The organism is Candidatus Clostridium radicumherbarum (assembly GCF_045310525.1).
GTDB classification, from domain to species: domain Bacteria; phylum Bacillota; class Clostridia; order Clostridiales; family Clostridiaceae; genus Clostridium_AT; species Clostridium_AT radicumherbarum.
The window spans coordinates 92795-119602 of the sequence record NZ_JBJHZY010000001.1 but is presented as its reverse complement, the minus strand read 5'-3'; the positions used below and the strand labels follow the sequence as shown (position 1 = coordinate 119602).

Here is a 26808-nt window from a genome sequence, read left to right as displayed (position 1 = left end):
AAGTTTTTCATGGAAAATACCATAAATTTAGGCTTTGCTTTTTTAGGCAAAGCCTTTTGTTTTAACTCCCTTCCATGCATAAATCTTCTAAAAAAGTCTAAACCTAATTTAAACACTTATTTTCACATATTGGGGTGAGGCTTGTGAATTTAGCAAATTCTAATATAAAAGATATAGTAAATACTTTAAAAAATAAATTTCAAGATTGTCCTGACATAATTTTTAGACAGGTGTCCCTCAGTAATGGTTTGGAAGGATATTTTATATTTGTTGTTGGTCTTGTTGACTTAGATTTGTTTCAACGTGATTTTTTTAAGCCTCTTATGTCACTTAACTATGAGAATTTAAAAAACGAAAAAATTATAAAAACTCTACCTATAGCTAGATTATCACTTATATACGATACCCCCTCAATTATGAAAGATGTCACTCAAGGCAGAGCAGTATTTATTGCACAAGGTATAAATTTCGCGGTTTCCTGCAATCTAATAAAATTTGAAAAAAGAAGTATTAGTGAGCCTGAATCTGAAAAAAATATACGAGGTTCCCATGAAGGCTTTGTAGAGTGTGCCACTACTAACGTTTCCATATTGAGAAGAAAAATTAGAAATAATGATCTTAAATTTAAAATAATAACTTTAGGCACTTCAACGAATCAAGATATTTATATAGCATATATAAACAAGATAGCTAACCAAGAAATATTACAAGACTTGGAAAATAGAATTAAAAAGTATGATTATGATGGAATATTAGGCAGCGGATACATAGAACAGATGATTTCTGATTCACCAAACTCGCCATTTCCACAGTTTATAGCAACTGAAAGACCTGACAAAGTAGTTTCTCTGCTGCTAGAAGGCAGCCTTGCTGTTATAGTTGATGGAACTCCTGTGGTCATTTCTGCACCTGTAAGTTTTTTTTCATTTTTCCAAACTCAAGATGATTTTAATAGCCACTGGATACTTGGAACTTTCCTTGGAATTTTAAGAGTATTTGCTCTTACCATAGCATTATTATTACCCGCTATTTATATTTCAGTAACTTCCTTTCATTATTATATGGTTCCTTTAAAGCTTTTGATTCCCTTAGCTGAATCAAGAGGAAGGGTTCCTTTTCCTCCTTATTTTGAGGCCATAATTATGGAAGTTACTATAGAATTATTAAGAGAGGCCTCAATAAGACTTCCAACTTATGTAGGTACCTCCATTGGTATTATTGGCGGTATTATTATAGGGCAGGCTGCTGTTCAAGCAGGAATTGTAAGTGTTTTAATGATTATTGTTGTATCAATAACCGCCATAGCCTCCTATGTAACTCCACTTAATGACATGGGAATCGCAATAAGACTTTATAGATTTATGATTATGCTTGTTTCTTCTGTATTTGGGGCTGTTGGTATATTAGTGTGTATAATATTTCTAATAGCTCATCTAATATCCCTAGAGTCCCTGGGTCAGCCATATCTGCAGCCATTAGCGCCTTTAAAACTAGAGGATCTTAAGAATGCATTTATCCGGGTACCTTTTAAATTCTTGAAAAAAAGACCTGATATATCTAAGCCTTTAGATAAGAAAAGAGGATTTGATGATGAGAAATAATAAAAAACATTTTATTTATTCTAGGCAGATGATGTCTTTTCTTATTTCATCACAGATAGGCTTTGGCATTATTACTCTTCCTAGTACCTTAGCTGAGAAGGTTGGTCATGATGGCTGGATATCCGTACTTTTATCAGGCGCTATATCCATATTGTGTACTTATATAATCAGCTGCTTTTTAAAAAGATATTCTAATAAATCTATTTTTCAAATTAATATATTCCTTTATGGAAAATACATAGGGATGTTTTTAAATTTTTGCTATTTCTTATATCTTACTTTTACTTGTATTGTGATTTTTAGGTTATACAGCGAACTAATTAAAGTAACTGTTTTAACTTTAACACCTTTAACAGTTTTGTCAGTTTTTACCTCACTGCCCACTATTTATTTGTGTTTCAAAGGCTTAAAAGCAACAGCCAGATTTGATAATACAATATTACCTATTTATATTTTAACTATAATATTATTTTTATTTATATCAAAAAATGGAAGGTTAACCTTTGCAATGCCCATTGGTATCTCAGGAACAAAAGGTATTTTAAATGGCATGCTTTTATCAGGCTTTAGTTTTTTAGGTATTGAGCTTTTACCTATTATTTACCCCTATGTAACAGATAAGCAAAATTTCACCAAGTACGCCCTCATTGCCAATATTTTTACTACCTTTTTTTCTACTTTAATTATATTAATTTCAACAATTTATGTTGGTGAGTGGAAACTAAAGCTATTGGCCTTTCCTCTTTTTAATATTATAACCTCCATAAGAGTTCCAATCCTTGAAAGACTGGATTTGATATTTATTCTTCTGTGGTATCCTGTAATGGGTTCTTCAATTAGAAGTTACTACTTTTGCTCATATCATTTTTTAGATATTTTACTTGATATTAATAATAAATGGTATCCTATTATTTTATTTGATTTAATTATTATTTTCTTAGGTGATATACAAAAGGATTTAGTTGACATATATGGTTTTACAGATATTATAGGCTTTATGGGTTTAAGCATCATTGGTATATTAATATTTTCTTTTGGATTTTCCTTTATAAGCAAAAGAGGTGTTAAACTTGAGAAAAGTAAAAATAATTAAATTGTTATTAATATTTTATATACCCATTATAGTTTTATCAGGCTGCTGGGATCAAAGAATATATGAAGAAATAGGCTTCATTTTGCAGGTTGGCATTGAAAATTCAAGTGATGGTGGTCTTCTTCTTTCCTATACAACACCGGTAGCTGATCCTAAGAAAACGGAGCAGGTAGAATTCATCTCTGGTAATGCTGGAACCCTTAGAGAATTTAGAACTAAGTCCCGAAATGTATCCTCAAAGGCCTTAGAAGGAGGTAAGGTGCAGCAGATTGTTATTTCTGAAGCGCTAGCTGAAAAAGGCATTATTAATCTTTTAGAAATCTTTGAACGAGATTCTTCCAATCCTGCCATTGCATATGTTGTAATAAGTGAAGACAGCCCAAAATTTTTATTTGACTTTACTCAAAAGTTAGAAGATAAGCCAAGACCTTCATTTTACTTGGATCAGCTTATTGAAACAAATTCTAAAATGGGCAATTGTCCCGATACCTCTATATTCAAATTTACTTCTTATTCCTTTGCAGAAGGTATTGATTCCATTACACCTTTAGTTAAGATTGAAAATGAAGAGACAAAAGGCATTCATATTTTAGGCTGTGCATTATTTAATTATGATAAAATGGTGGGTAAACTTAATCAAAAGGATACCTCTTTACTCCTTGCCTTGAAGGGAAAGTTAAATTATACCACTTATACCTTTACATCCTTAGATTGCCCTGAAAATGATAAGTCTGGAAAGACTGGAACCTCTATGCTTTTATACAGGCCCAAAAGAAAAATTAAAATCCATATAGAAGATAATATACCAATAGTTGATATAAGCTTAAAATTTAGTGGTGTTTATGAAGAACATCAATGGGATCATGTTGATAAAAAAACAGTACAAATTAAATACGAAAAACTCATGTCAAAGGAAATTAAAGATGAGTGCCTAAAGCTTCTAAAATATACTCAGGAGGTAGGAAGTGACCCAATAGGTATTGGTGATATAATTAGAGCCAAAAATAATAACTACTGGTCAAATAATAAGTGGAAAGATTTTTATTCTAAAGCAGTTTTTAATGTAGATACAGAGGTAAATATAGTACGCTATGGTGTTATAAAATAAAACTTACAATTTTACTCACATAATAAACTAGAGGCCTTGATTAGGCCTCTACAACTAATTGAAGTTATGGTTTTTTAATAATTGTCAGCTAATCTATTTATTTTTTCATTTTTATCAAGATACATTTCCTTATCTGCTATGCCGAATATATCATCAGAATTCAAATTAGAATCAGCTTCAATACTGCAAATACCGTAGCTAAAGCCAAGGGGTATATTTTCAATTTTCGTCTTTATTGCAACTTTCCTAATGGATTCCATTCTTTCAATTGCATTAGCTTTATTACAATTTACAAATAAAATAACAAACTCATCACCTGACATTCTGGCATATACATCAGTTTTTCTTATATTTTCTCTTAATACATTTGCAAAAAGCTTCAAAGCTCTATCTCCCACATTATGCCCATAGTTATCATTGATAACTTTAAAATTATCCAAATCAATAAGCACCAGGCAGCCCTCAGTCTTATATCTCATTATTTTTAAATATTCACTTGTTAAATGCTCTTTAAAAAGCCTTCTATTGTATAGTCCTGTTAGTTCATCAAAGTTTGCCATATACTTAAGTTTGCTTTGAATAAAAGAATTCTTAAGAGCTAACTGAAGTTCATTTTTTATGTAATTCATAAGCTTTAAATCCTCATCGGTAAAGGTCTTTCCAGCTAAGGTACTATCTACATTCATCATACCTATTAGTTTCTCATCCATATAGATTGGAGAGGTTAGAGTACAGCTTATATCTAAGGCTTCAAAGCTTTTGAGGCTTCTTACATTCTCCTCATTCATCACATCTTCATCAAAGCTATTTGGATTTTTAATTATAGCTGTTTCACTAAAGTTATTAATACTATATAGATAAGCTTCTTCCTTTTTTATAGTCATTTTCTTTAATTCATCTGAAAAACCTTTAACAGTTTTAAAATGAAATAAGCTATCTTCTTCAATTAATAAAATACTTCCTTTTGAAGCGCCAGGTACTAGCTCTATGGCTGTATCTAAAATAAGACTATACACTTCATTTTCTGAAGTGGCTTTAATAATTTTTTCTGCAACTTCAAATAATATATTTTTCACTTTGTCATTGTATTCCATTCTACTTCTTATTTTCTTTAGTTCTAAAAATTGCAAAATTACTAAAATGACCACAACTCCTGTTATAGAGATTAAAATATAAATTAAGCTTCCCGCCATAAGTTCATCCCCTAATTCTTATGATTTAATAATATCTAAATGATGGCCATTTCTTATATATCTACTGAAAATTATAATTCTAAATCTAATGGTTTACAATCATTTTCGAAGTATCAAACCTTAATGATTTTAATACTCTTATAAATATTTTATTTACAATGTATAACTTGTCATTATCACTATTGATAATGGTATCAATAGTGATATATAATAATACTATAAATTTATATGGAGGTTGTAAACATTTTGAGTAAAATAGCTTTGATTTCTGATAGTTCCTGTGATTTAACAGAAGACTTAATAAATAAATACAACGTAAAAATAATGCCTTTAAGAATTATTTATAAGGATAAGGAGTATATAGACCGGGTTAATATTACTCCTAAAGAGGTGTATGACAACCTAAATATAGAAATTCCAACTACATCAATGCCTTCAATGCAAGACATGGAAACTATTTATAGTACACTTGAAATGGAAGGCTATACACATGTTATTGCTGTGACAATATCTTCTGGCCTATCTGGAACCTTTAATGCAGTTAAGCTTGTAAGTGAGAATCATCCAAATTTAATAACCTGCTTATTTGATTCCAAAACCCTTTCTGCTGGCTTGGGTGCAATAGTTGTGGAATGCGGCAATCTTATAAAAGAAGGTAAAAGTTTTGAAGAAATAGTAGATGTGCTTCCATCCATTAAAAATCGTATTTCAGTATACTATGTGGTTGAAACCTTAGAATATTTAAAAAAAGGAGGCAGAATAGGCAGAGTTTCTGCTACTATTGGAGAATTTCTGCACATAAAGCCTATAATATCAGTTGATGAAGAGGGTAAATATTTTACCTATGCAAAGGTAAGAGGGAGAAAGCAATCTATAAATAAATTAATAAATATTGCTAAAGAGACACTTAAAACTGCCAAAGCAAAAATTTTTGTTCTGCAGGGCGGTGCCTTAGAGGAAGGTAAAAAGCTTTATGATTCCTTCCTAGGCGAAGCTAATTTAACTGCTCTTCATTTTGGAGATATAAGTCCTGCCTTAGGTGTTCATACTGGCCCAGGCCTTTTGGGAGTGGTTGTAGCAAGGGATGTGTAATGGATGGATAGAGATATAAAAGCTGAAGAAAAACGGCTTTATGAGGAATATAAGCAAAAACTAAATGAGCTTAAAAAGATTAAAAATGAGAAAGAGGCTGTAGGTCAAGTTTTTACAAAGGGTCTTCTACCTTTATATGTTCTATATATTCTAAGCTTAGGTCCCACAAACGGTAACGATATATCACATAAAATCGGAGAGAAAACCAATGGCAATTGGATTCCTAGTACCGGAGGAATATATCCACTTTTGAAAAGACTTGAAAAAAATAATCTTGTTATTGGTAATTGGGATGATGAAAAAAAGAAAATACAAAAAATATATACCTTAACTGAGGAAGGCATTAAAGAATTTGAAAGTAAGAAAGCACTTTTGAAGGAGAAGATAGAAGAGGCTTTAGAGGTTTTTAAAATTATTTATAATGATCTTTATTATAAATAACTTCAGGTATATAAAAATAAATGCAAGTAAATGAGGGGCTATCTCAAAATATACATTAATATAAATTTTTTTGAAATAGTCCCTCTTAGTATATTAGTAACTTTTAATTTAATTGAATAATTAAAAGACAATAGTCAAAAATAATTATGATTACTATATTAAATATATAAGCATTTTAAATATTTAATATAGTTTAAATTAAATTAGGAGTTGATGAAATGGCTACAGGAAAAAGCAAAAAAGGTATTGTAGGGAAGGTACCTATGGCAAACAAGAGAAAAGGGCCAGTTGGTGAAGGAATAGATATAATGGATAATAGCCTAACTACTGCTCATGACATCGATAAAACTATTAAGAATAGGAAAGAAAGCTAATGCATGGAATAGTAATTGAAGTATTTAGTACTGAAGCATATGTTTCCCTTCCTGATGGTAGAAACATCTGCGTCGGTTTAGCTCATTTGCCATCAAACGTAAAAGCTGGTTCTACAATTAACTTTGAACCTAGTAAGCTTCAAATGGTTAATCACACAATTGGTCAAATTATAATTTAAATTTAAAAGTCATTGTTAAAAGCTGCTAAATGTACTATAATATATATAAGTTAATATATTTGTGCTAGGGGTGCCTATAGGCTGAGAAAAGGATTTAATCCAATAACCCTCATACCTGATCTGGTTAATACCAGCGTAGGAAAGCGATTTTACTTAGATATAAAACCGTATTCCAAAATACGGTTTTTTTATTTTTCTAAATAGTGGAGGCAATATTAATCTAAGACATTTCTTAGCACTAAGAAAAGAGGAGAATTTGTATGAATGGTTTTAGTTTAAAATTTTCAGGAATTGATTTTAGCGGCATTAGTCAAGGGTTTGCAGATGTCCCCAAACATCCTGCAGCAATTTTTGCGATTATTGGTTTAATAATTTTAGCAATTATTTTCATTAAGGTAAAAAATATTAAGCTTTCTACCTCAATAATTACAAATGTGGGAGTTGCTCTTGCACTAGGAACAGTTTTAAAAATGATTAAGTTTTACCAGGCCCCTATGGGTGGCAGCGCCACATTAGGAAGCATGGTCCCCATTTTTATTATTGCCTTATTTTATGGACCAGAAATTGGTTTTCTTACAGGAATTCTTTTTGGAGTGATCGATTTTATTCTAGCACCATATATATTACATCCAGTACAAGTTCTTTTTGATTATCCTTTAGCTTTTTCTGCTATTGGTATTGCTGGCTATTTTAGAAATAAGTCAAAATTCACCATGCTTGTTGGAGTACTAATATCTATTGCGGTAAGATTTATTTTTCATTTTATATCTGGTCTTATATTCTACGGCAGCTATGCTCCTCAAGGTATGTCTGCAGCTTATTACTCTTTTTTCTATAATTTGGGCTACCTTGCGCCTGATGCAATTCTCTGCTTAATTGTGCTTGCTATACTGCCTTTAAAACAAATATTTTCAGTAATAAATAAGCAAAATATATCAACAATTAAAAATTAATTTTTAGCTATTTATGCCTAAAATTTTTAAAAAAGGTTATTATTTTAAAAAAGACACTGAACTATGAAAATTCAGTGTCTTTAATATTCTTTATGATACAGAAATAGCATTTACTGGGCAGGACTCTTCTGCTTCCTTAGCACTTCCTTCAGCCTCAGCTGGAACTGTTTCAGTGATAACTCCAGCCTTGCCGTCATCCTCCATCTCAAAAACCTCAGGACACAAGGATGGACATAATCCACAGGAAATACAGGTTTCTTTATCAACAATTGCTTTCATAAAAATCCTCCTCTTTCTTAAAGAAAATACAAAACTTTATAATTAACAATAATATTGTTTCCTATTTTACACTAATTATAACAAAAGTTATTGTAGATTCATGAAGTTTCTTAATAAGTCATTATATTCTGAGGATAGATTAATAAAGTCTTCAATTCTTCCACTTTCCATGCTTTCTACTAAGTCAAGGTCAATTGGAAGCTCAGCTATTAAAGGTATTCCTAAGATTTCTGCCTGTTCTTTTCCAGATTTTTTACTAAATACCTTTAGTTTCTCACCACAGTTTCCACATTTAATGTAAGACATATTTTCAACAACACCAAATACTCTTATCTTCATCTTTTGTGCCATAATAACTACCTTCTTAACAATCATAGTAACCATATCCTGTGGAGTAGCTGCTATTACAACACCGTTAAGGGGAATACTCTGCATAACTGTAAGGGCTAAGTCCCCTGTTCCAGGAGGCATATCTATTAATAGATAGTCTAGTTCTCCCCATTCAGTATCTCTAAACATTTGAGTCATAACACCTGTAAGCACTGGACCTCTCCAAATAACTGGTTGTTCCTCTTCCTCTGTTAATAGGTTTAAAGAAATTACCTTTATGCCAGTAGTTGTTTCAACTGGAATAAATTTAGCCTCCTCTTCAGTTTTGCCCTGGACTATATCTGCTCTCTTTTCATTTATGCCAAAGAATCTAGGCATAGAAGGTCCAGTTATATCACCATCTAAAACTCCAACCTTGTATCCAAGACTTCTAAGTTTAGTTGCAAGAATGCCTGTAACAGTAGATTTACCTACTCCACCTTTTCCACTCATTACTCCAATTATATTTTTAATGCTGCCGTAGCTTGGAATTAATGCAGAACAGGTAGCTTCATTACTGCCGCATTTTCCTTTACTAGCACAGTTATCACATTTGCTCATACAAACCCTCCTGTATTCCTTTTATACTGGGCAGTTTGAGCTTGCTCATTCCATTCGCAAACTGCCCGTAAAAGTCCATTTAGGACTTTTACCTGAACACAATGATTATTAATCATTGTGCCTCCTGTATTCCTTTTTAGATAATAACATTATAACACTTTCTAATGAAAATAAATATCATTTATATTTTAAACCTGTATCCTGCTCCCCATAAAGTTTCTACGTATTGTGGATTAGAGGGATCAGCTTCGATTTTCTCTCTTAATTTTCTAATATGAACTGTAACAGTAGCTATATCGCCTATAGAATCCAAGTCCCAAATACGTTCAAATAATTCTTCTTTGCTAAATACTCTATTAGGATTCATGGCTAAAAGTGTCAAAAGATCAAATTCTTTTGCGGTTAGGGTTACTTCTTTGTTATTTATATAAACTCTTCTTGAAGCCTTATCTATGAAAAGGCCTCTTATTCTAATTTCTTCCTTCTTATTATCTGTTTTACCCATAAGTCTTTCATATCTTGATAGATGGGCCTTTACTCTTGCCACTAATTCACTTGGGCTAAAAGGTTTTGTTATGTAATCATCAGCGCCCAGGCCCAAGCCTCTTATTTTATCAATATCCTCTTTTTTTGCTGATACCATAAGAATTGGAATGTCCTTTTCTAGGCGTATCTGCTTACATATTTCAAAGCCGTCCATTCTGGGCAGCATTAAGTCCAGGATTATTAAATCATAATCTCCATTCTTTCCTCTATTAAGGCCCTTTTCTCCATCTTCTTCAATATCAACTTGAAAACCATCAATTTCTAAATAATCTCTTTCAAGCTCTGCAATGCTTCTTTCATCTTCAATTATGAGTATTTTCTTCATCTATCCCACTACCTTTTTATATATCTTTCTGTTTTAATGTAAAATATATACTTGTTCCTATTCCTTCAGTACTTTCAGCCCAAATACTCCCGCCATGTTCCTCTATAATTAGCTTAGCAATTGCAAGTCCAAGGCCGCTGCCTCCAGTTAATGTATTCCTAGACAAATCTGCTCTAAAAAATCTATCAAAAATATATGGAATATCCTTTTCTGGTATACCTTGACCATTATCTTTAATTTGAAACTGTACATCGTTATTATTTTTACTTAAATTTATTTCTATTTTGCCATTTTCATTTTTTGTATACTTAACAGCGTTTTCTACTATATTAGTAATTACTCTTTTTATTCTCTCTCTGTCAGCTAAGACAGTACTACTGCCCTCAATATAATTGTGATATATTAATTCAAAGTTTTTCTTTTCCAAATCTAATTGAAGTTCTTCAATACAATCCTGCATATAAGAAGTAATATCTGTGAGTTCAAAATTAAAGGGAAGTTTATTTAAATCAAGCTTTGAAAATAAAAACAGCTCATCAATTAACCTGTCAATGTCAGTAGCTTTGCTATAAATGGTCTTAATATATTTATCCATCTTCTCAGGTGATGCAGCTACTCCATCCATAATGCCTTCAACATAGCCTTTTATGGCTGTAACAGGTGTTTTCAAATCATGTGAAATATTAGAAATCAATTCCTTCCTATTATTTTCATATTGAAATTGCATATCTACCGACTCTTTGAGTTTACCTCGCATTTCTTCGAAGGCTAGGCAAAGTTCTCCTATTTCATCTTTAGAATTTGTTTTTATTTCAAAGTCCAAATTACCCTCTTTAATTTGATTAGCTGCATGTTTTAATTCTTCTATAGGTTTAAAAACACTTCTAGAAACTAAATAGGTTAAGACTCCATCAGTTAAAATTAAAATAAGTATAATTGCAATAATTATTGTAGTAATAAGTCTTTCTATTATTTTCGCCAGTGGTCCTATATAAGTAACTAAAAAAATAGTCCCTTCACTATTATCCTTAAAATAAAAATCCTGCTGCCTTATTAAAGAGGAATCCCCTCGCAGCTCCATGTGATCAACTTTATCTTCGTTACTTCTTCCAAACTTAGGTAGATTTTTTATAATTGGGGAGTTATCAAGAATCTTAGAAGTATATATAATTTCATTATTTTTCCTAATTATAATTCCTGAATTAGCCCTGCTTAATTTGCTATCAAGCTGAGAAATATAACTTTTGTCTTGAAATTTTTCGGGATTGCTTTCTGTAGTTGTTTTAATATCATTGTATAAGTTAACACCCTTTTCTATTATCTGTTTATAGGGGTTAATAGTTAAATTTATGTTGTAAATTCCAGCAGCGCTTCTCAAAAAAATGACCATGATTATAATAGCTGTAACAATTGATAAAGCTATTGGAACAAATATCATTGCAACATATGAAATTATTAGTCTTATTCTTAAAGACATAGCTATCACCTTAAACCTTCATTCTACAGATTCCTATTATCAAAGAAATAAAACCCCGCACTAAAGAATATTATACCATATGATACAACCATCATAAGGGTATTTATAATTTTAAGTATCCCAATACTACCTGAAAGCCATAAAACATGCAAGTCTAAATAATTTGTAAAGCTTAAGCGAAGCACAATTGGAAAAAACATAGATAAAAAATATAGTGCTATATAAATAAAAATACTGCTTATTAAAGCGGTACTGCTGCTTTTAAAGAATTGTGCTATAAAAACTGCTGTAATAGTAAGTACTATAGCCGGAATAATATCTATGGCATATCCAGCGAAGCTTCTTAAAATCCCGCTAACCATATCTCCTTTTACGCTAAAAAACATGGCTCCTAAATTTGAAACTATAAAAATTACCAGTAAGTAAATTATTGTATATGCTGCAATAGCAAGATTTTTAGATAGATATATCTTAAATCTGCTTATGGGCCTTGTAATTGAAAGCTTTAAGGTTTTATGCTGCAGTTCACCAGATAATAAATCTGCTGAAGCTAGAAATATGAATAATGGTAAAAAGATTTTTACGAAAAACCCTAATACTGCTATGGGATAATTTGATCCAATAACAGCTGTAATCCCAAACTTGTTTTGGAACAGATTTAAACCAATAGAAAAAAACAATGTAATCATTGCAGTTAAAGATAAAAAGAATACATTCTTTTTCCTTAAAAATATTTTATTTAGCTCATTAACTGAGTTTTTAATTACAATATCCATTTACGCCTCCATCCTGCTTTCTTTAAGCTGTCTTATAAAGAAGTCTTCTAAGGATTCTTTATTATTATATAAAATTTCTGAAACCAGACCCTCTCGAATTAATCTTCCATTATAAATAATTCCTACTCTATTACAAACAAGTTCAATCTCATGAATTTGATGACTTGAAATAAAAAAACTTATTCCTTTACTCTCAGCTAAATTTTTTATAGTATTTCTTATTTCTACTACACCCTCTATATCTAATCCATTAGTTGGTTCATCTAAAATGACAAAATCAGGTCTGGATAATAGTGCTGATGCTATAGCTAATCTTTGCTTCATGCCTAAAGAAAAGTCAGAAACCTTTTCATCTTTATATTTCAATAACCCCACAAGCTCTAGAACTTCTTCAATGTCCTTTTTATTTACCTTTGAGTAAAGTCTTGCTGATAGCTTTAAATTATTATAAGCACTCATGTATTCATAAGCTGAGGCATCTTCTACAATTGCTCCTACCCTTTCCATCGCTTTTTCAAAAGCATTATTAAGATTATATTCAAAAATTTTCACTTCACCTTTATCAGCTTTAACTAGTCCAGTGATAATTTTCATTAAGGTTGTCTTTCCAGCACCATTTGGCCCAAGAAAGCCATAAATGTCTCCTTTATATATGTCAAAGCTTATATTTTCTATACCTCTGCCATTTTTATATTTCTTGGTAACTTCTTTTACTTCTAAAACCTTTTCCAATCAATCATCTCCAATTAAAACTAAGCGAGGCAAAACTGCCTCGCTATTTAGTATTACAACTAATTTCTATGTCTAAAATCCTGTTCTGTTACTGTCTTTGTCTGCTTTCCACTTAAATTAACAGAATCTGGAGTAGTATTGTTCATATTAGATATGTTCATATTTACTGCAGCCGTTAAATTATGTTCTATACCATTTGCATCTTTTCCAACTAAAGTAACATTGATAACCTGGTTATCTATAATATTATCTTTATTAATATTAGCTGTAACATCTAAGCTAGTTACTCTAATATCACTCTCAAGTTTAGGAACATTAACAGTAAAATTGCTTCCTAGTTTATTTTCCTTTACATCAAAGGTGCCCTTATCCTTCATAATAGCTGAAGCAACTGCATTAGCTACAGGTAATACCTGACTTTCAGAAAGCTTAACTGTTACTGTCTTGCTTCCATCAGTATTATTGCTTAATGTAAAGTAACTCTTCATGTTTCCTACCAAAGCATCAGCTATGTTAGTTAAACTTTGCAGCCTTTCAGGGCTTATTTTCTCATCTTTCTTGTTAGAAGCTTTATTTTCATTTGATTTGTTAAGCTGAATTACATTATAGACATCGCTATCGCTTGTTTTAGTAATAGTCTTGTCTGTTTCCTTAAACACGCTAACAGATTTTTCTAAGCTGCCATTTTTTAAATCTACAGTACTGCTCATAGTTTTATTGTCTAGGTTCACTTTAACCTGTGAATCTGCTGCAATTAAACTATTGCCATTGTCCTTTAGGTCAACATCAGCCTTACATGTTAGACTTTTTACATTTTGCATATTAAGTAAAGCTGCTTTGTAGGTGTCATAACCTGACACTTCATTTGCACTTGCAAAGGCAGTAGTTACTAACATTGTACCACCAAGTGCCAAGCTAGTGACAAGAGCCACTATTTTTTTGTTCATTACTATCCCTCCTGATTTTCTCTGGGGTACTGAACAATTACTAATTGTTCAGCCTCCTGCTTTTAATAATTCTTTCCACAATTCAAGTTTACATTCAGTTTATAAAGTACTTATAAAGCAAACCTTAAATATTTATTAAGTATTGTTCTAACTAAAAATGCATCTTTCAATAAGATGCAATCAATTAATTTTGGCTTTAAATCCTAAACATAGAAATTGACTTGGAAAGCTCATTTACCATGGCATTTTGCTCTTGAAGGGAGCTAATTATTTCTTCTACAGAAGCAGCCTGCTGCTCTGCTTTTAAGTTTACCTCTGCAGCAATTACTGTAGACTCTTCCGTTACAACAGAAATATGTCCTATGGATTTTACTACTTGTTCTTCAGCATTTCTTACATTACCAACATTACTCTTTAACATAAGAATTTCACCTATAAGCTTATTGGAAGAGGCTTCTATTTCCAGAAAGGCATTTAAAGTTTCTAACATAGAGGAATTTGATTCCAGTACTACAGTTTTACTTTCCTCCATATCCTTTTCAGTTGTCATTACTGTTGAGGCAATTTCATTAATAATCTTTTGAATTCCTTCTGTTGCTTCCCTTGACTTCTCTGCAAGCTTACGAACTTCTTCTGCCACAACAGTAAAACCTAAACCTACCTCTCCAGCCCTTGCAGCTTCAATAGATGCATTTAAAGCTAACAGGTTAGTCTGGTCAGCTAAAGCCTTAATTGTATTAGCTATATTTTCAATGGATCTTGTGTTTTCAAAAAGCTTATCAATGCCTTTAGAAACAGATATTGTGCATTCATTATTTCTTTTTAACTTTAGTTTTAAATTATCTAAAGCTTCTAATCCTACCTGGTTATTATTCTTCATAATTTCCATGTCTGAAATAGTATTTGAAGATTGTGCTTCCATTTCATTTATATTCTGAGCCAATAGTTCTATAATATTTCCACATTCCTTTATTTCTTCAGCCTGAGAAAATGCTCCTTGTGATACCTCTGCAACTGCAGCTGAAATTTCATTGCTTGAAAATCCAAAGCCTTCAGAAGTATCTGATATTGAAGCCGAAGTTTCGGTCAAGGCTTCAGTCATGTTTATTATATTAGCTATTAGATTTTTTATATTTTTAATTGACAAGTTTACACTAGAAGCAATATCTTGTATTTCATCATTAGTTTTCACTTCACATTGAACATCTAGGTTTCCTTCTCCCATATGCTTTAATGTATCGGAAACTACCTTTACATTTTTAAGAAGTCTTCTTATAAATAATTCAATAAATAATATTCCTAATGCTACAAATAATAGGGTTGTTAATATAATAACTTTATCAAAGTTTGCAATGGCATTTTTAGTTTTGCTTTTGTCAACACCAGTAAACCACATACCTATATTCTTGTTATTATTGTCCTTTATTGCTGTGAACCTTCCTTCATACTCCTTGTTATCAATAGTGATTTTCCCAATATAGTCTTTACTATCTACCAATACAGTTTTTTTAATAGCATCTGAAACAGGTATTATTTGAATTCTTTCTCCCTTACTATTCTTAATGCTTGTAGAAATATTTTTGGTACCATTAAGAATGGCAGAAACAGTTCCAGTTTCCTTTGATATCTTATCAACTATAATAGTATCAGTTTCAAGGGGTATATCGCCTCTATAAAGCTTATCATTCACTAAATTAAAATTACCTGCGTAAGCTTGGTTTAGAAATGATAATCCTGTTTTTGCAGCAACATTTAACTGATCAGTTTCATATGAGGTTGCTAGGTTCTTTACTAAAGTATTAGCCACTGTAAAAACTGTTAAGCTAAAAAGCAAAAATAATAGTATATATGTAGTTAAGAGTTTCCCTCTAAGTTTAAAATTTAAAATCTTATTTAATGATAATTTTATTTTATTATTAAATCTGAAATTTAATTTTCTATAAATAATTTTCATAAACATCTAGCTCCTTATAAAAAAACTGCTGCCTTTTATACTTTTAACACTTTTCTTAATATTGGTAATATCTTTTGATATTTCCTCTACATCAGTATAATTTCTTAAGTTCTTGTGAATCCCTGCTATAGAAATTGAAGTTAATGAAAATCTATCTAACGCTCCTTTTCTATCCAGCGCTTCTATATAACCATTTTCCTTATCCTTTTCATTAAAGAATCTAAGGACTTCTTTATCAAATTCTTCAATAATACCCTCACAAAGGTCTTTGCACTTATCAAAGTCATTTTGTATAACACAGACAAAGTCATCTCCTCCAATATGACCAATAAAGCTATTACAAGGAAAAGTTTTTTTTACTTTATTCTGGATTAGATCTCCAGTATATTTTAAAATTTTATCTCCGTTTTCAAATCCGTAGGTGTCATTATATACTTTAAAGTTATCTAAATCAAAGTAAAGTACGGTACATTCATTCTCCCCAGATCTCATATCCTCCATGTATTCTTCAATAACAGTATTCCCTGGAAGTCCTGTAAGCGGGTTTAAACCTTTTGCGTAATTATATTCCAGCTTTGTTGTATACTCCAATAAGTTTCTGATTGTAACTACCCCATAATATTTGTTATCCTTTGTCACTATGACATAATCATATAAATTTTCATTACATCGTTCCATAGCTGCCTTTGATACTTGATTAACAGTATCATAGAAATCTACAATAAGTGGCTCCTTATTCATTACTAATGAAATAGGTCGTCTTGAAAAAACTGCTACACCATATTGTGTTGCAAGCGCAGAATCTAGATCATGTCTCATTACTAATCCTACTGGGAAATTATTGTTTACAATACAAGCCCCAGTTATCTTATTCTCTTCCATATATTTTTTAATTTCATTACAGCTTGAGTTATAGGAAAATACTTTATCTTTTCTAGCTATTTGCCCTATGTGGTTTTTAACTCCTTGATATTGCCTACTTTCATTTTCTCTATTCCGTTTGTTAATTACATGTAAAATGGTATCAGGCAAATTTAGAAATGATTCTGCAGGTCTTTGAAGATAAAAGCCTTGTCCAGCATAGACACCTAAATCAATTAAAGTTAAGAGTTCTTCTTTAGTTTCAATTCCTTCAGCAATTAGCTTCATCATAGTCACTTCTGATAAGGACACGAAGGATTTAATTAGCTCTTGCTTAAAAAAGTCCTTGTCTATATCTCTTATTAAATCCATGTCTATTTTTATATATTGAGGTTTTGTTTCTGAAAGCATCTTAAGTCCTGAGTACCCAGAACCAGTATCATCTATAGCAATTTTATAGCCCTGCTCTGTATAATTAGTTAATGCTGCATTAAAGGTTTTATAATCTTCTATACAGGTTTTTTCTGTAATTTCAAAGATAATAGTTTCAGGTGACATGTTATGCCTTGCCAGAAACTCCTTAGTGAAGCCTTTTTTAAATTTCTCATCTTTAAATATATAAGGATCAACGTTTATAAATAAATATTTATCACTATCTATATTTCTTGCCCTTTCTATTGCCTTAACCCTGCATAAAAGTTCTAAATCCCAAAGCATGTGATTCTCTTCTGCTGCTTTAAATAGCTTATCAGGTGTATAAAGGGGGGAATTCATAGGTCCTCTGCTTAAACCTTCATAGCCTATTATATTGCCATTCTTAAGTTCAACTATGGGCTGAAATACTGTTAATATCTCTTCATTCTTCAATATTCTTTCTAATTCCATTAATTCATTGCTTGGTGTTTGGTTCTCAATCTCTATCATGATTTTCCTCTCATCTTTAATAAATAATATCTTTTAACTCACAAGTAAAATATACCATTTAATAGTTATAGGTAAGAGAAATTCTTGTTAAGCATAAGTTAATTTCTAAGAATATTTGGATTTAAACTTGTATACAGTATATTTTACATAGACTTAACATAAACTAAATTTTAAAAAAATATAAAAGTATTATCATATATACAAGGTAAACTTTGTAGATAATTACCTTGGTGAGGTGGATTCTAATGTTACACAAAACTGACAATCTAATTTTAGCAGATTGTATTTTAAGACTCCTTAGACTTGATAAAAGATTAAAACCTATAGATGGTTTAATAAAACCTTATATCAATAATGATCAGCAAGGTTTTACCGTGGAGCTTCTAAAATTTAAATTTGGTGATATTATAACTTTTGCAGTTGAAAAGGACGGTAAAATTGTAGTCTACATATATCATAATGTTCTAGAACTTCTGGATAATAATTTTCAAGACAAAAAGGAGTTTAGCAATGATAGTTTCATAGATGCAAAAGAATATATTACAAATGCCTTAATTACTTTAATAAAAAACGCTAAAATAAAAAAATTGCCTTATGAGCTCTACAGCGCACTTTAAAAAGGTGCGTTGTACTTTTTTTATTAACAATGAATAATTAGAAATAACGCCAATATAGTTAGGCCATCAATGCAAAACAACCATCATTATTAATTGATAATAAAAATAAGATCAGCTTCAAAGGAAGCTGATCTTTCTTTATTATCTATATAAATTTCAAAGTAAATCTGCTATTTGTACTTCACAAAACCTGTAAGTACATCAGGATTTTTCTTGCACAAATAGCGATTTACTAAATGATTTATCTTGTTACTTTCATATCTGCAGTTGGAATATATCCTAATTTTTCTATAAGAGCTTTTACATCTGCACCGCCCATGTAGTCAATAAATGCTTTTGTTAAATCTTTAGCCTCACCTTTTGTATACATGTGCTCATATGCCCATACTGGATATTTTCCACTTGTTATATTGTCTTTGTTCATTTCTACGCCATCAAGCTTTTCTACTTTAACACCGCTTAAGTTAGCTGGATCATTTACATATGAAGATGCTAAATATCCTATTGAGCCATCAGTTGTTTCTATTGTCTTCTTTACTGTTCCGCTTGAATCTTCTGTTAATGCTTTTCCTTCAACTTCATCCTTACCATCTAAAGCAAATTTCTTAAATGTACCTCTTGTTCCGGAAGACTTTGGTCTGTTGATTATAGTAATCTTCATGTCATCTCCGCCAACTTCTTTCCAGTTAGTGATTTGTCCAGTAAATATCTTAATTAAGTCATCTTTCTTAATGTTATCTACTTTAACTTTGCTGTTTACTACTACAGCTATGCCCACAACTGCAACCTTATGATCTACTAATTGTTTTGCTTCTTCTGGTTTTAATTTGTCTTCAGCAAACAAATCTGAATTTCCTATATCTACTGCTCCCTGCATAACCTGAGTTAGTCCTGTTCCGCTTCCGCCGCCTTGTACATTTATTGTAGCATTAGGATTAGCATCAGTAAATTTCTTTGCAGCTTGCTCTGCTAATGGTTGAAGTGCTGTAGATCCTGATGCAGTTATTGATCCGCTTACAGTTGCTTTCTTTGTATCATTTGTTGCAGCAGTATTATCAGCTTGCTTTCCACAACCTACAAACATACCTGCAGTCATGGTTACTGCTAATGCAGCCACTAGCACTTTTAAATTCTTTTTCATATTTTAATAACCTCCATCCAAATTAAAAAAATTATTTTCTCTTTACAAATTTTATTATACAGATGCTGCATTAAACTAATATTATAAGGAGGTTAACTAAAATTAACATAGGTTAAGAATAATGAAACTAATGTCACCTTACCTACTTAGTATAAAAAAATTGCCTCCTGTCAATTAGACAAGAGGCAATTAAAACTCGGTTGTGCTTTTTCTATCTATTCATTTAAATCCTTTTGTTCACCAGTAACTAAGTATATAGTTAGTTCACATAAATTTGTTGTATGGTCAGCAACTCTTTCGAGGAATTTGCATACAAACAGAAATTGTGTGGCCTGCTTAATTGTAGATGAATCTTCAGACATTAAAATAAGAAGTTCATTAAATACTCGCTTATAAATAGCATCTATTTCATCATCCATTTTACAGGTTGCATAAGCCTTGTCAACACTTCCTATTACATAAGCATCTAAGGAAGATTTAATCATTTCCTTTACTAAATCAGCCATTTTAGGAATATCTATGAGCTGCTTAATATATTTCTCTCCCTTTAATCTAAAGGTTATTTTAGCAATATCTACTGCATAGTCAGCCATTCTCTCTAGATCAGTTACTAATTTAATTGTAGTAAATACGGTTCTTAAATCTGATGCAAGGGGCTGCTGAGTGGCTATAAGCCTAATACATTTATCTTCGATTTCCCTTTGAAGATCATCCACTAAATCATCATTTTCAATAACCTTGCTAGCTAATTCAGAATCTTGGTTAACCAAAGCCTCAATACATTGATATATTTGTTTTTCTACAATGCTTCCCATTCTTAAAATATCATTATGAAGCCCTTGTAAATTTGTATCAAAGGATCCCCTTGTCATTGAAATTCACCCTCTCAATTCAATAATGTTTTACTATAAATAGAATAGCTTTATTCCATATTATAGTATACTTTATGATTTGTAAATATATAATGATACTTTTATTAGCCAAATCTACCAGTTATATAATCCTCTGTTCTTTTATCTCTTGGCTTGTAAAAAATGTCTTCAGTTTTACCACTTTCTACAATTTCACCATTTAAGAAAAATGCAGTATAATCAGATATTCTTCCTGCTTGCTGCATGTTGTGGGTTACTATAATTACAGTATACTTTTTCTTAAGCTCATCCATTAAATCTTCAATTTTTGCAGTTGAGATTGGGTCAAGAGCTGAGGTAGGTTCATCCATTAAAAGTACGTTTGGCTCTACGGCTAAAACTCTAGCTATACAAAGTCTTTGCTGCTGCCCACCTGAAAGACCTAAAGCACTTTTTTTAAGTCTATCCTTTGCTTCATCCCATAACGCTGCTCCTTTTAAGCTCTTTTCTACAATTTCGTCAAGCACAGCTTTATTAGTAATTCCATGTATTCTTGGCCCATAGGCTATATTATCATATATAGACATTGGAAAAGGATTTGCCTTTTGAAATACCATTCCAACTTTTTTTCTAAGCTCAGTTACATCGTAGTTATTATATATATCTCTATCTTCGTATAATACTTCTCCATCTATCTTGACGCTTTCTATTAAATCATTCATTCTGTTAAGTGTTCTTAGAAAAGTTGATTTACCACAACCAGAAGGTCCAATTAGTGCTGTTACAGACTTTTCCTTTATGTCAAGATTAATATTTTTCAAGGCATGAACATTTCCATAATGTAAATTCAAATTTTTCGTTACCATTATACCCATATGAATCTCTCCTGTATTACTTTATTTGGTTCCTGTATAGGATTTATGAAGCTTTCTTCCAAGTAGTCTAGCTAGTAGATTAAATAACAAAACCATAATTACAAGAACTGCAGATGCTCCGCTTGCTATTTTAGCTGCATCTGGGACTGAAGCTTCTGAATTAAGCTTCCATATATAAACTGCCAAAGTTTCAGCCGGTCTAAAGAGGCTGAAAGCAGAAGCTTTATTAATAAGACTAACATTGTTAAAACGTAAGGCTGGTGCACTCATACCTGCGGTATATAATAGGGCTGCAGCCTCACCAAAAATTCTTCCTGCAGAAAGTATTATGCCTGTCAGTATTTGCGGAATTGCTGATGGTAGCACAACTCTTCTGATGGTCTGCCATCTAGTAGCACCTAATCCAAGGCTTGCTTCCTTTACTCCTGCTGAAGCAGCTTTAATTGAATTCTCGCTTACTCTAGTCATAGCTGGAAGATTAATTATGGTTATAGCAAGCGCTCCAGAAAGTAAGTTATATCCCCCAGTCATCTTTACAAATATCAGAAGTCCAAATAATCCAACAACTATAGAAGGAAGTGAGGACATTGTTTCTATACACAATCTGATTAAATTTAAAAGACGTCCTTCTTTTGCATATTCTGCAAGATAAATTCCAGCTCCTACACCTAGTGGAACTGTAATTAATAGAGATACTACTAATAGATAAAAAGAATTATAAAGCTGTGGTGCAATGCCACCGCCAGCCTCCCCAAACTTAGGATTTCCAAAGAGGAAGCTTAAATTAAGTGACTCTCTTCCATTATATATAATATAACCTATAAGGCAGATGAGTAAAAGTAAAACTAAAGCTGAAATTATATACAACACTATAGTAGCTATTTTATCCTTAGCCTTAGCATTCATTATACCTCACCCCTCTTTCCTAATCTTCTTACTATAATAATAAATATAAAGGATATAATTAGCAGAATAAATGCCATAGACCAAAGGGCATTATTCCATTCTGAACCAAAGGTAGTATTGGCCATATCCATAGTTAAAATGCTTGTCATAGTTGAAGTTGTGTCAAGCAGATTGCCCGGTATTTTTATTGAATTTCCTATTACCATCTGAACAGCCAAAGCTTCTCCAAAAGCCCTTGCTATACCTAAAACTACCCCTGTTAGAATTCCACTTTTAGAAGCTGGAATAATTACCTTGCTTATTGTCTGCCATCTTGTAGCTCCTAGTCCATAAGAAGCTTCTACGTAATCTCTTGGTATAGTTTTAATTGCATCAGAAGCAATACTTGTTATGGTAGGAAGTATCATTATGCTCAATACTAAAACACCTGCTAAAAGGCTAAAGCCTAATCCTCCGAAGCCTTTTTTTATAGCTGGTACCAAAATCGTAATGCCTACAAAACCATATACAACAGAAGGTATTCCTACAAATAGTTCCATGGCAGGCTGTATTACTTTTTCTCCAAGCTTTGGAGAAATTAAATTCATAAAGATTGCAAGAGCAATACTTAATGGTGCACTTATTAAAACTGCCCCTATGGAAACAAAAACTGAACCTAACACAAATATTAATATACCAAACTGTGGCCCACCCTTATCAGGTGAGGCATCAGGGGACCAATTTGTAGAAAATAAAAATTTACCAAATGAATATTTGTCTTGAGTAAAGGTGGCCATTCCTTTTGAAGCGACAAAAATTATAATAGCTAGAGTTAAAATAATAATTAGTATTCCACAGATAATTGCATACCCTCGACCAATATATTCATTTTTTAGTTTTTTAACAAAATTATTTTTTTGTTTTTTAGCCAAATCATTTTTTATCATAACCCTATCATCCTCATCTACATATTCTGCTTTCTATTTCCATCTAATAATTAATCTATTTATGTAAATCGTAATTTAAATTTTCAGCAAAATATATATATATTATTTTAAAGCACATAAGACTGGCTGCTCTGCAGCCAGCCTCTTTGTATTATCTAGTAACCTTCATATCAGCAGTTGGAATGTAGCCTAATTTTTCAATTAGTGTCTTTGCATCTGAACTACCCATATAATCTATAAATGCTTTAGTTAAATCCTTAGCTTCACCTTTGGTATACATGTGCTCATATGCCCAAATTGGATACTTTCCACTTGTAATGTTATCTTTATTCATTACTACATTGTCGAGTTTTATTACCTTAACGCCAGTTAAATTTGCTGGATCATATACGAAGGAAGATGCAAGGTATCCAATTGAACCTGAAGTTGTTTCTATTGTTTTCTTTACAGCACCGCTTGAATCTTCTGTTAAAGCCTTTCCTTCAACCTCATCTTTTCCATCCAATGCATATTTCTTAAAGGTAGCTCTAGTTCCTGAAGATTTTGGTCTGTTTATTAAGTTAATAGCCATATCATCCCCGCCAACTTCTTTCCAGTTAGTTATTTGGCCTGTAAATATCTTAATTAAATCATCCTTCTTGATATTATCAACTTTAACCTTGCTGTTTACTACGATTGCTATTCCTACAACAGCTACCTTATGATCTACTAATTGCTTTGCTTCCTCAGGTTTTAATTTATCCTCTGCAAAAATGTCTGAGTTACCTATATCTACTGCACCCTGCATAACTTGAGTAAGTCCTGTTCCACTTCCACCACCTTGTACATTTATAGTGGCATTTGGATTAGCATCATTAAATTTTTTTGCAGCCTGTTCAGCTAATGGCTGTAGTGCTGTGGAACCAGATGCAGTTATTGTACCGCTAACTGACCCTGTACTAGGATTTCCCTGACTTGCACTGCTGCCGCAGCCAACTAATAGGCCTGTTGTAACAGTTATTGATAGTGCCATAATTAATAGTTTTAAATTATTTTTTTTCATTTTAAATTATCCTCCACGAAAATTTAAATGTTTAATTCTTTTGCTTATGATTTTATTCTACAGGTTCTACGTTAATGAAATATTATAGCAATGTTAAATAAACTTAACAGTAAAATGTAGAATTTGTAAAAGCTGATGATTCATTACAAAAAAATTACAAAAGCTAATATTATTATTTTCATATACAAATAAAAAATGCATTCAAAAATTTAATTTTTGAATGCATTTTATTTCTATTCTTATTCATATCGCAAAGCATCAATTGGATTTAACATTGCAGCCTTTCTTGCTGGATATATTCCAAAGAAAATACCAACTGCAGAAGAAAAGATTATGGTTCCTGCTATTACTAGGTACGAAATACTTGGTATAACTCCTATAAAATAACCTGCAATTTGAGCAATGGCTATTCCAGAAACAATACCTATTACTCCACCTATAATGGACAATATTACAGCCTCCATTAAAAATTGAAATAGAATATTACTTGTAGTAGCTCCAATAGCTTTTCTTATTCCAATTTCCCTAGTTCTTTCTGTTACTGAAACTAACATAATATTCATTACTCCAATTCCACCTACAATTAGGGAAATTGCTGCTACAGCCCCAATAAAGCCTGTAAAAATTCCTAATACCTGATTTAATTGGGCCATATTCTTAAAGGAATTATCTACGGTGTAGATCTCTTGATTTTTATTGTTATGTCTTGCTTCTAATATACTTTTTGCTGCATCTCCGGTGATTTCAGTTGTATTTTTAGAAGAAGCAGAAATGCTCATGCTAGTAATAGTAAAGTTATTGGAGTACATAGTCTGTAAAAAAGTAATTGGCATATATAAATTTATGGATTTATTAAAGCTTCCAAATAAATTTGTATTTTTTCGAACTCCTATTATAGTAACCTTTGTATTTGCTGATAATGACCCTATTTTTACAGTCTTTCCAATGCAGTCCTCGTAGCCAAACAAGGTTTTAGCAGAACTGTCATCTATAACTGCTACTGCCTTAGCTTCCTCCACATCCCTATTAGTAAAGAACCTTCCATATGAAATCTCTAAATTCTTTAAGTTTGCATAATCCTCGTCTGCACCAGTAAAGCCAGCTTGCAGTGTCTTTTTTCCAGTTGAAATTAGTCCCCGTTTGCTTACAGAAACTCCCGCATAAACTGCTGTTTCCACTCTATCCTTAACTGCTTTTACATCAGAAAGTGTGATATAATCAGTATTCTGTGCCTTAGAGGTATCTACAGAAACACTTACAGCTGTAGCTCCAAGAGATAGGAACTCATCATTTACTTTGTTTTGTCCGCCTTGCCCTAAAGCCACTATAGTAATAACTGAACTGATACCAATTATTATACCAAGCATGGTAAGGAAGGAACGCATTTTATTGGATTTTATGCTTTCAAGAGCCATCTTGAAATCTTCAATAATTTTCATAATATCTCATCCTTATTTTCCTTATTCATATCTTAGTGCATCAATAGGATTAAGCTCTGCTGCCTTCCTCGCAGGATATATTCCAAAGAATATTCCAACAGCTGAGGAAAATAAAATTGCACCTAAAACAGCTGTTATTGATAAAGTAGGTACAATATTCACAAAATATCCTATTAACTGTGCTAAGGATATACCAAGAATCATGCCTATTAATCCCCCTATAAGAGCAATGATAACTGATTCTGTTAAAAATTGAAATAATATAGTTTTCGTAGTAGCACCAATAGCTTTTCTTAGACCTATTTCCCTTGTTCTTTCAGTAACGGATACGAGCATAATATTCATAACTCCTATTCCTCCTACAATAAGGGAAATTGCAGCTACAGCGCTTATAAATGTTGTAAATATGCTAAGAGCATTATTAACTTGATCTAGAGACTGAAGCAGACTTGTTACAGTATAGACATCCTTTCCCCTGTTATTGTGTCTGCTTTCAAGGATATTTTTAGCGCCATTACCTGCTGCCTCACCAGCATCCTTTGAGGAAGCCATGATAGAAATGGTGTCCATAGTGAAATCTCCTGAGTACATTTCCTTTAAAACTGTAATGGGTACATCAATAAAGGAAGGTGCATTAGGATTTGCTGCAAACATATTTCCAGAACTTCTGACGCCAATAATAGTTACAGTCTTATTTGCAGTTATAGTACCAATTTTTATGGTCTTTCCAACTACATCCTCATATCCAAAGAGAGCCTTTGCAGTATTATCGTCTACTACTGCCACGCTCTTACTTTCATCAACCTCTTTTTCATTGAAAAACCTTCCATAGGTAATATCATAATTATTTATGCTTGAAACCTCTGAGTTTCCACCAAATAAAATTGCCATTTTAGATTTTGACGATGAAGCTACCTGGCCTCTTTTAGTAGCAGTTATACTTGCATACTTAACTGCATCAACTTTATTTTTAATTTGATTAACATCCTCAAAGGTAAAATAATCCTCCGGCTGTGCCTCAGTTGGATCAATACCTATATTAACTGTTGCAGCTCCCAGCTTTTCAAACTGGGCATTTATTGAATTTTTGCCACCCGCCCCAAGAGATTCTATGGTTATAACTGAACTTATACCAATAATTATACCAAGCATTGTCAGGAAGGAACGAAGTTTATTAGCTTTAATACTTTCTAGAGCCATTTTAAAATTTTCAATAAAATTCATGC

27 protein-coding genes and 1 riboswitch are annotated in these 26808 nt (G+C 31.9%); of the genes, 9 read left to right on the top strand and 18 right to left on the bottom strand.

Going from position 1 to position 26808, the window contains the following annotated elements:
- Positions 1-143: 143 nt before the first annotated feature.
- Genes ACJDUH_RS00660 through ACJDUH_RS00650 form a run of 3 tightly spaced genes read left to right on the top strand, consistent with a single transcriptional unit; the run spans position 144 to position 3802 of the window.
- Positions 144-1601, top strand: a complete 1458-nt coding sequence (locus ACJDUH_RS00660) for a spore germination protein (protein ID WP_406763222.1) — start codon at positions 144-146, stop codon at positions 1599-1601.
- On the top strand, positions 1588-2694 hold the full coding sequence (locus ACJDUH_RS00655; RefSeq protein WP_406763221.1) for a GerAB/ArcD/ProY family transporter: 1107 nt from the start codon (positions 1588-1590) through the stop codon (positions 2692-2694). Before ACJDUH_RS00660 ends, ACJDUH_RS00655 begins: the two co-directional genes overlap by 14 nt.
- The gene (locus tag ACJDUH_RS00650) at positions 2672-3802 is read left to right on the top strand and encodes a Ger(x)C family spore germination protein (RefSeq protein ID WP_406763220.1); all 1131 of its coding nucleotides are present in this window, start codon (positions 2672-2674) and stop codon (positions 3800-3802) included. Before ACJDUH_RS00655 ends, ACJDUH_RS00650 begins: the two co-directional genes overlap by 23 nt.
- A gap of 74 nt (positions 3803-3876) precedes the next feature.
- Here ACJDUH_RS00650 and ACJDUH_RS00645 read toward each other — a convergent pair whose 3' ends face one another.
- Positions 3877-4995 (bottom strand): sensor domain-containing diguanylate cyclase, encoded by a 1119-nt coding sequence (locus ACJDUH_RS00645; RefSeq protein ID WP_406763219.1) that lies wholly within the window; start codon positions 4993-4995, stop codon positions 3877-3879.
- A gap of 246 nt (positions 4996-5241) precedes the next feature.
- Here ACJDUH_RS00645 and ACJDUH_RS00640 point away from each other — a divergent pair, with 246 nt between their 5' ends.
- The 5 genes from ACJDUH_RS00640 to thiT all read left to right on the top strand — a co-directional run bounded on the left by ACJDUH_RS00640 (position 5242) and on the right by thiT (position 8034).
- Positions 5242-6087 (top strand): DegV family protein, encoded by an 846-nt coding sequence (locus ACJDUH_RS00640; RefSeq protein WP_406763218.1) that lies wholly within the window; start codon positions 5242-5244, stop codon positions 6085-6087.
- Between the two features lie 3 nt (positions 6088-6090).
- Positions 6091-6528 (top strand): PadR family transcriptional regulator, encoded by a 438-nt coding sequence (locus tag ACJDUH_RS00635; protein ID WP_406763217.1) that lies wholly within the window; start codon positions 6091-6093, stop codon positions 6526-6528.
- 218 nt (positions 6529-6746) lie between these two features.
- Positions 6747-6902: a hypothetical protein gene (locus ACJDUH_RS00630; protein ID WP_406763216.1), complete on the top strand. Its 156-nt coding sequence runs from the start codon at positions 6747-6749 to the stop codon at positions 6900-6902.
- Positions 6902-7081 carry a hypothetical protein gene (locus ACJDUH_RS00625; protein ID WP_406763215.1) on the top strand — a complete coding sequence of 60 codons (180 nt, stop codon included), beginning with the start codon at positions 6902-6904 and terminating at the stop codon, positions 7079-7081. Before ACJDUH_RS00630 ends, ACJDUH_RS00625 begins: the two co-directional genes overlap by 1 nt.
- A gap of 56 nt (positions 7082-7137) precedes the next feature.
- Positions 7138-7240: riboswitch (TPP riboswitch) on the top strand.
- 101 nt (positions 7241-7341) lie between these two features.
- Entirely contained in the window at positions 7342-8034 is a 693-nt protein-coding gene (gene thiT / locus ACJDUH_RS00620; RefSeq protein WP_406763214.1) for an energy-coupled thiamine transporter ThiT, read from the top strand.
- 90 nt (positions 8035-8124) lie between these two features.
- Here thiT and ACJDUH_RS00615 read toward each other — a convergent pair whose 3' ends face one another.
- The 9 genes from ACJDUH_RS00615 to ACJDUH_RS00575 all read right to left on the bottom strand — a co-directional run bounded on the left by ACJDUH_RS00615 (position 8125) and on the right by ACJDUH_RS00575 (position 17785).
- Positions 8125-8313, bottom strand: coding sequence for a ferredoxin (locus tag ACJDUH_RS00615; protein ID WP_406763213.1), 189 nt, complete (start codon positions 8311-8313; stop codon positions 8125-8127).
- Positions 8314-8400: 87 nt separating this feature from the next.
- Complete coding sequence (locus tag ACJDUH_RS00610) at positions 8401-9243, bottom strand: Mrp/NBP35 family ATP-binding protein (protein ID WP_406763212.1); 843 nt, start codon at positions 9241-9243, stop codon at positions 8401-8403.
- 181 nt (positions 9244-9424) lie between these two features.
- On the bottom strand, positions 9425-10114 hold the full coding sequence (locus ACJDUH_RS00605; protein ID WP_406763211.1) for a response regulator transcription factor: 690 nt from the start codon (positions 10112-10114) through the stop codon (positions 9425-9427).
- 16 nt (positions 10115-10130) lie between these two features.
- Entirely contained in the window at positions 10131-11591 is a 1461-nt protein-coding gene (locus ACJDUH_RS00600; RefSeq protein ID WP_406763210.1) for a HAMP domain-containing sensor histidine kinase, read from the bottom strand.
- Positions 11592-11614: 23 nt separating this feature from the next.
- Positions 11615-12367, bottom strand: a complete 753-nt coding sequence (locus tag ACJDUH_RS00595) for an ABC transporter permease (RefSeq protein ID WP_406763209.1) — start codon at positions 12365-12367, stop codon at positions 11615-11617.
- Positions 12368-13099 carry an ABC transporter ATP-binding protein gene (locus tag ACJDUH_RS00590; protein ID WP_406763208.1) on the bottom strand — a complete coding sequence of 244 codons (732 nt, stop codon included), beginning with the start codon at positions 13097-13099 and terminating at the stop codon, positions 12368-12370.
- A gap of 59 nt (positions 13100-13158) precedes the next feature.
- On the bottom strand, positions 13159-14046 hold the full coding sequence (locus tag ACJDUH_RS00585; RefSeq protein ID WP_406763207.1) for a hypothetical protein: 888 nt from the start codon (positions 14044-14046) through the stop codon (positions 13159-13161).
- A 196-nt stretch (positions 14047-14242) separates the two neighbouring features.
- Positions 14243-16000 carry a methyl-accepting chemotaxis protein gene (locus ACJDUH_RS00580; RefSeq protein WP_406763206.1) on the bottom strand — a complete coding sequence of 586 codons (1758 nt, stop codon included), beginning with the start codon at positions 15998-16000 and terminating at the stop codon, positions 14243-14245.
- 6 nt (positions 16001-16006) lie between these two features.
- A complete protein-coding gene (locus ACJDUH_RS00575; RefSeq protein ID WP_406763205.1) occupies positions 16007-17785 on the bottom strand; it encodes a GGDEF domain-containing protein in 1779 nt (592 codons plus the stop codon).
- 245 nt (positions 17786-18030) lie between these two features.
- On the opposite strand from ACJDUH_RS00575, the gene ACJDUH_RS00570 reads away from it, so the two are divergent.
- A complete protein-coding gene (locus ACJDUH_RS00570) occupies positions 18031-18402 on the top strand; it encodes a hypothetical protein (protein WP_406763204.1) in 372 nt (123 codons plus the stop codon).
- Between the two features lie 241 nt (positions 18403-18643).
- On the opposite strand, the gene ACJDUH_RS00565 is transcribed toward ACJDUH_RS00570, so the two are convergent.
- The 8 genes from ACJDUH_RS00565 to ACJDUH_RS00530 form a co-directional block, all read right to left on the bottom strand.
- Positions 18644-19543, bottom strand: a complete 900-nt coding sequence (locus tag ACJDUH_RS00565; protein WP_406763203.1) for a phosphate ABC transporter substrate-binding protein — start codon at positions 19541-19543, stop codon at positions 18644-18646.
- A gap of 215 nt (positions 19544-19758) precedes the next feature.
- Complete coding sequence (phoU, locus tag ACJDUH_RS00560) at positions 19759-20415, bottom strand: phosphate signaling complex protein PhoU (protein WP_406763202.1); 657 nt, start codon at positions 20413-20415, stop codon at positions 19759-19761.
- A 104-nt stretch (positions 20416-20519) separates the two neighbouring features.
- On the bottom strand, positions 20520-21269 hold the full coding sequence (pstB, locus tag ACJDUH_RS00555) for a phosphate ABC transporter ATP-binding protein PstB (protein WP_406763201.1): 750 nt from the start codon (positions 21267-21269) through the stop codon (positions 20520-20522).
- A 21-nt stretch (positions 21270-21290) separates the two neighbouring features.
- Complete coding sequence (gene pstA / locus ACJDUH_RS00550) at positions 21291-22175, bottom strand: phosphate ABC transporter permease PstA (RefSeq protein WP_406763200.1); 885 nt, start codon at positions 22173-22175, stop codon at positions 21291-21293.
- Positions 22175-23101, bottom strand: a complete 927-nt coding sequence (pstC, locus tag ACJDUH_RS00545; RefSeq protein ID WP_406763199.1) for a phosphate ABC transporter permease subunit PstC — start codon at positions 23099-23101, stop codon at positions 22175-22177. The genes pstA and pstC overlap by 1 nt, the downstream gene beginning before the upstream one ends.
- A 151-nt stretch (positions 23102-23252) precedes the next feature.
- On the bottom strand, positions 23253-24143 hold the full coding sequence (locus ACJDUH_RS00540; protein WP_406763198.1) for a phosphate ABC transporter substrate-binding protein: 891 nt from the start codon (positions 24141-24143) through the stop codon (positions 23253-23255).
- Between the two features lie 239 nt (positions 24144-24382).
- The gene (locus ACJDUH_RS00535; protein WP_406763197.1) at positions 24383-25582 is read right to left on the bottom strand and encodes an ABC transporter permease; all 1200 of its coding nucleotides are present in this window, start codon (positions 25580-25582) and stop codon (positions 24383-24385) included.
- 21 nt (positions 25583-25603) lie between these two features.
- Entirely contained in the window at positions 25604-26806 is a 1203-nt protein-coding gene (locus ACJDUH_RS00530) for an ABC transporter permease (protein WP_406763196.1), read from the bottom strand.
- Positions 26807-26808 lie beyond the last annotated feature (2 nt).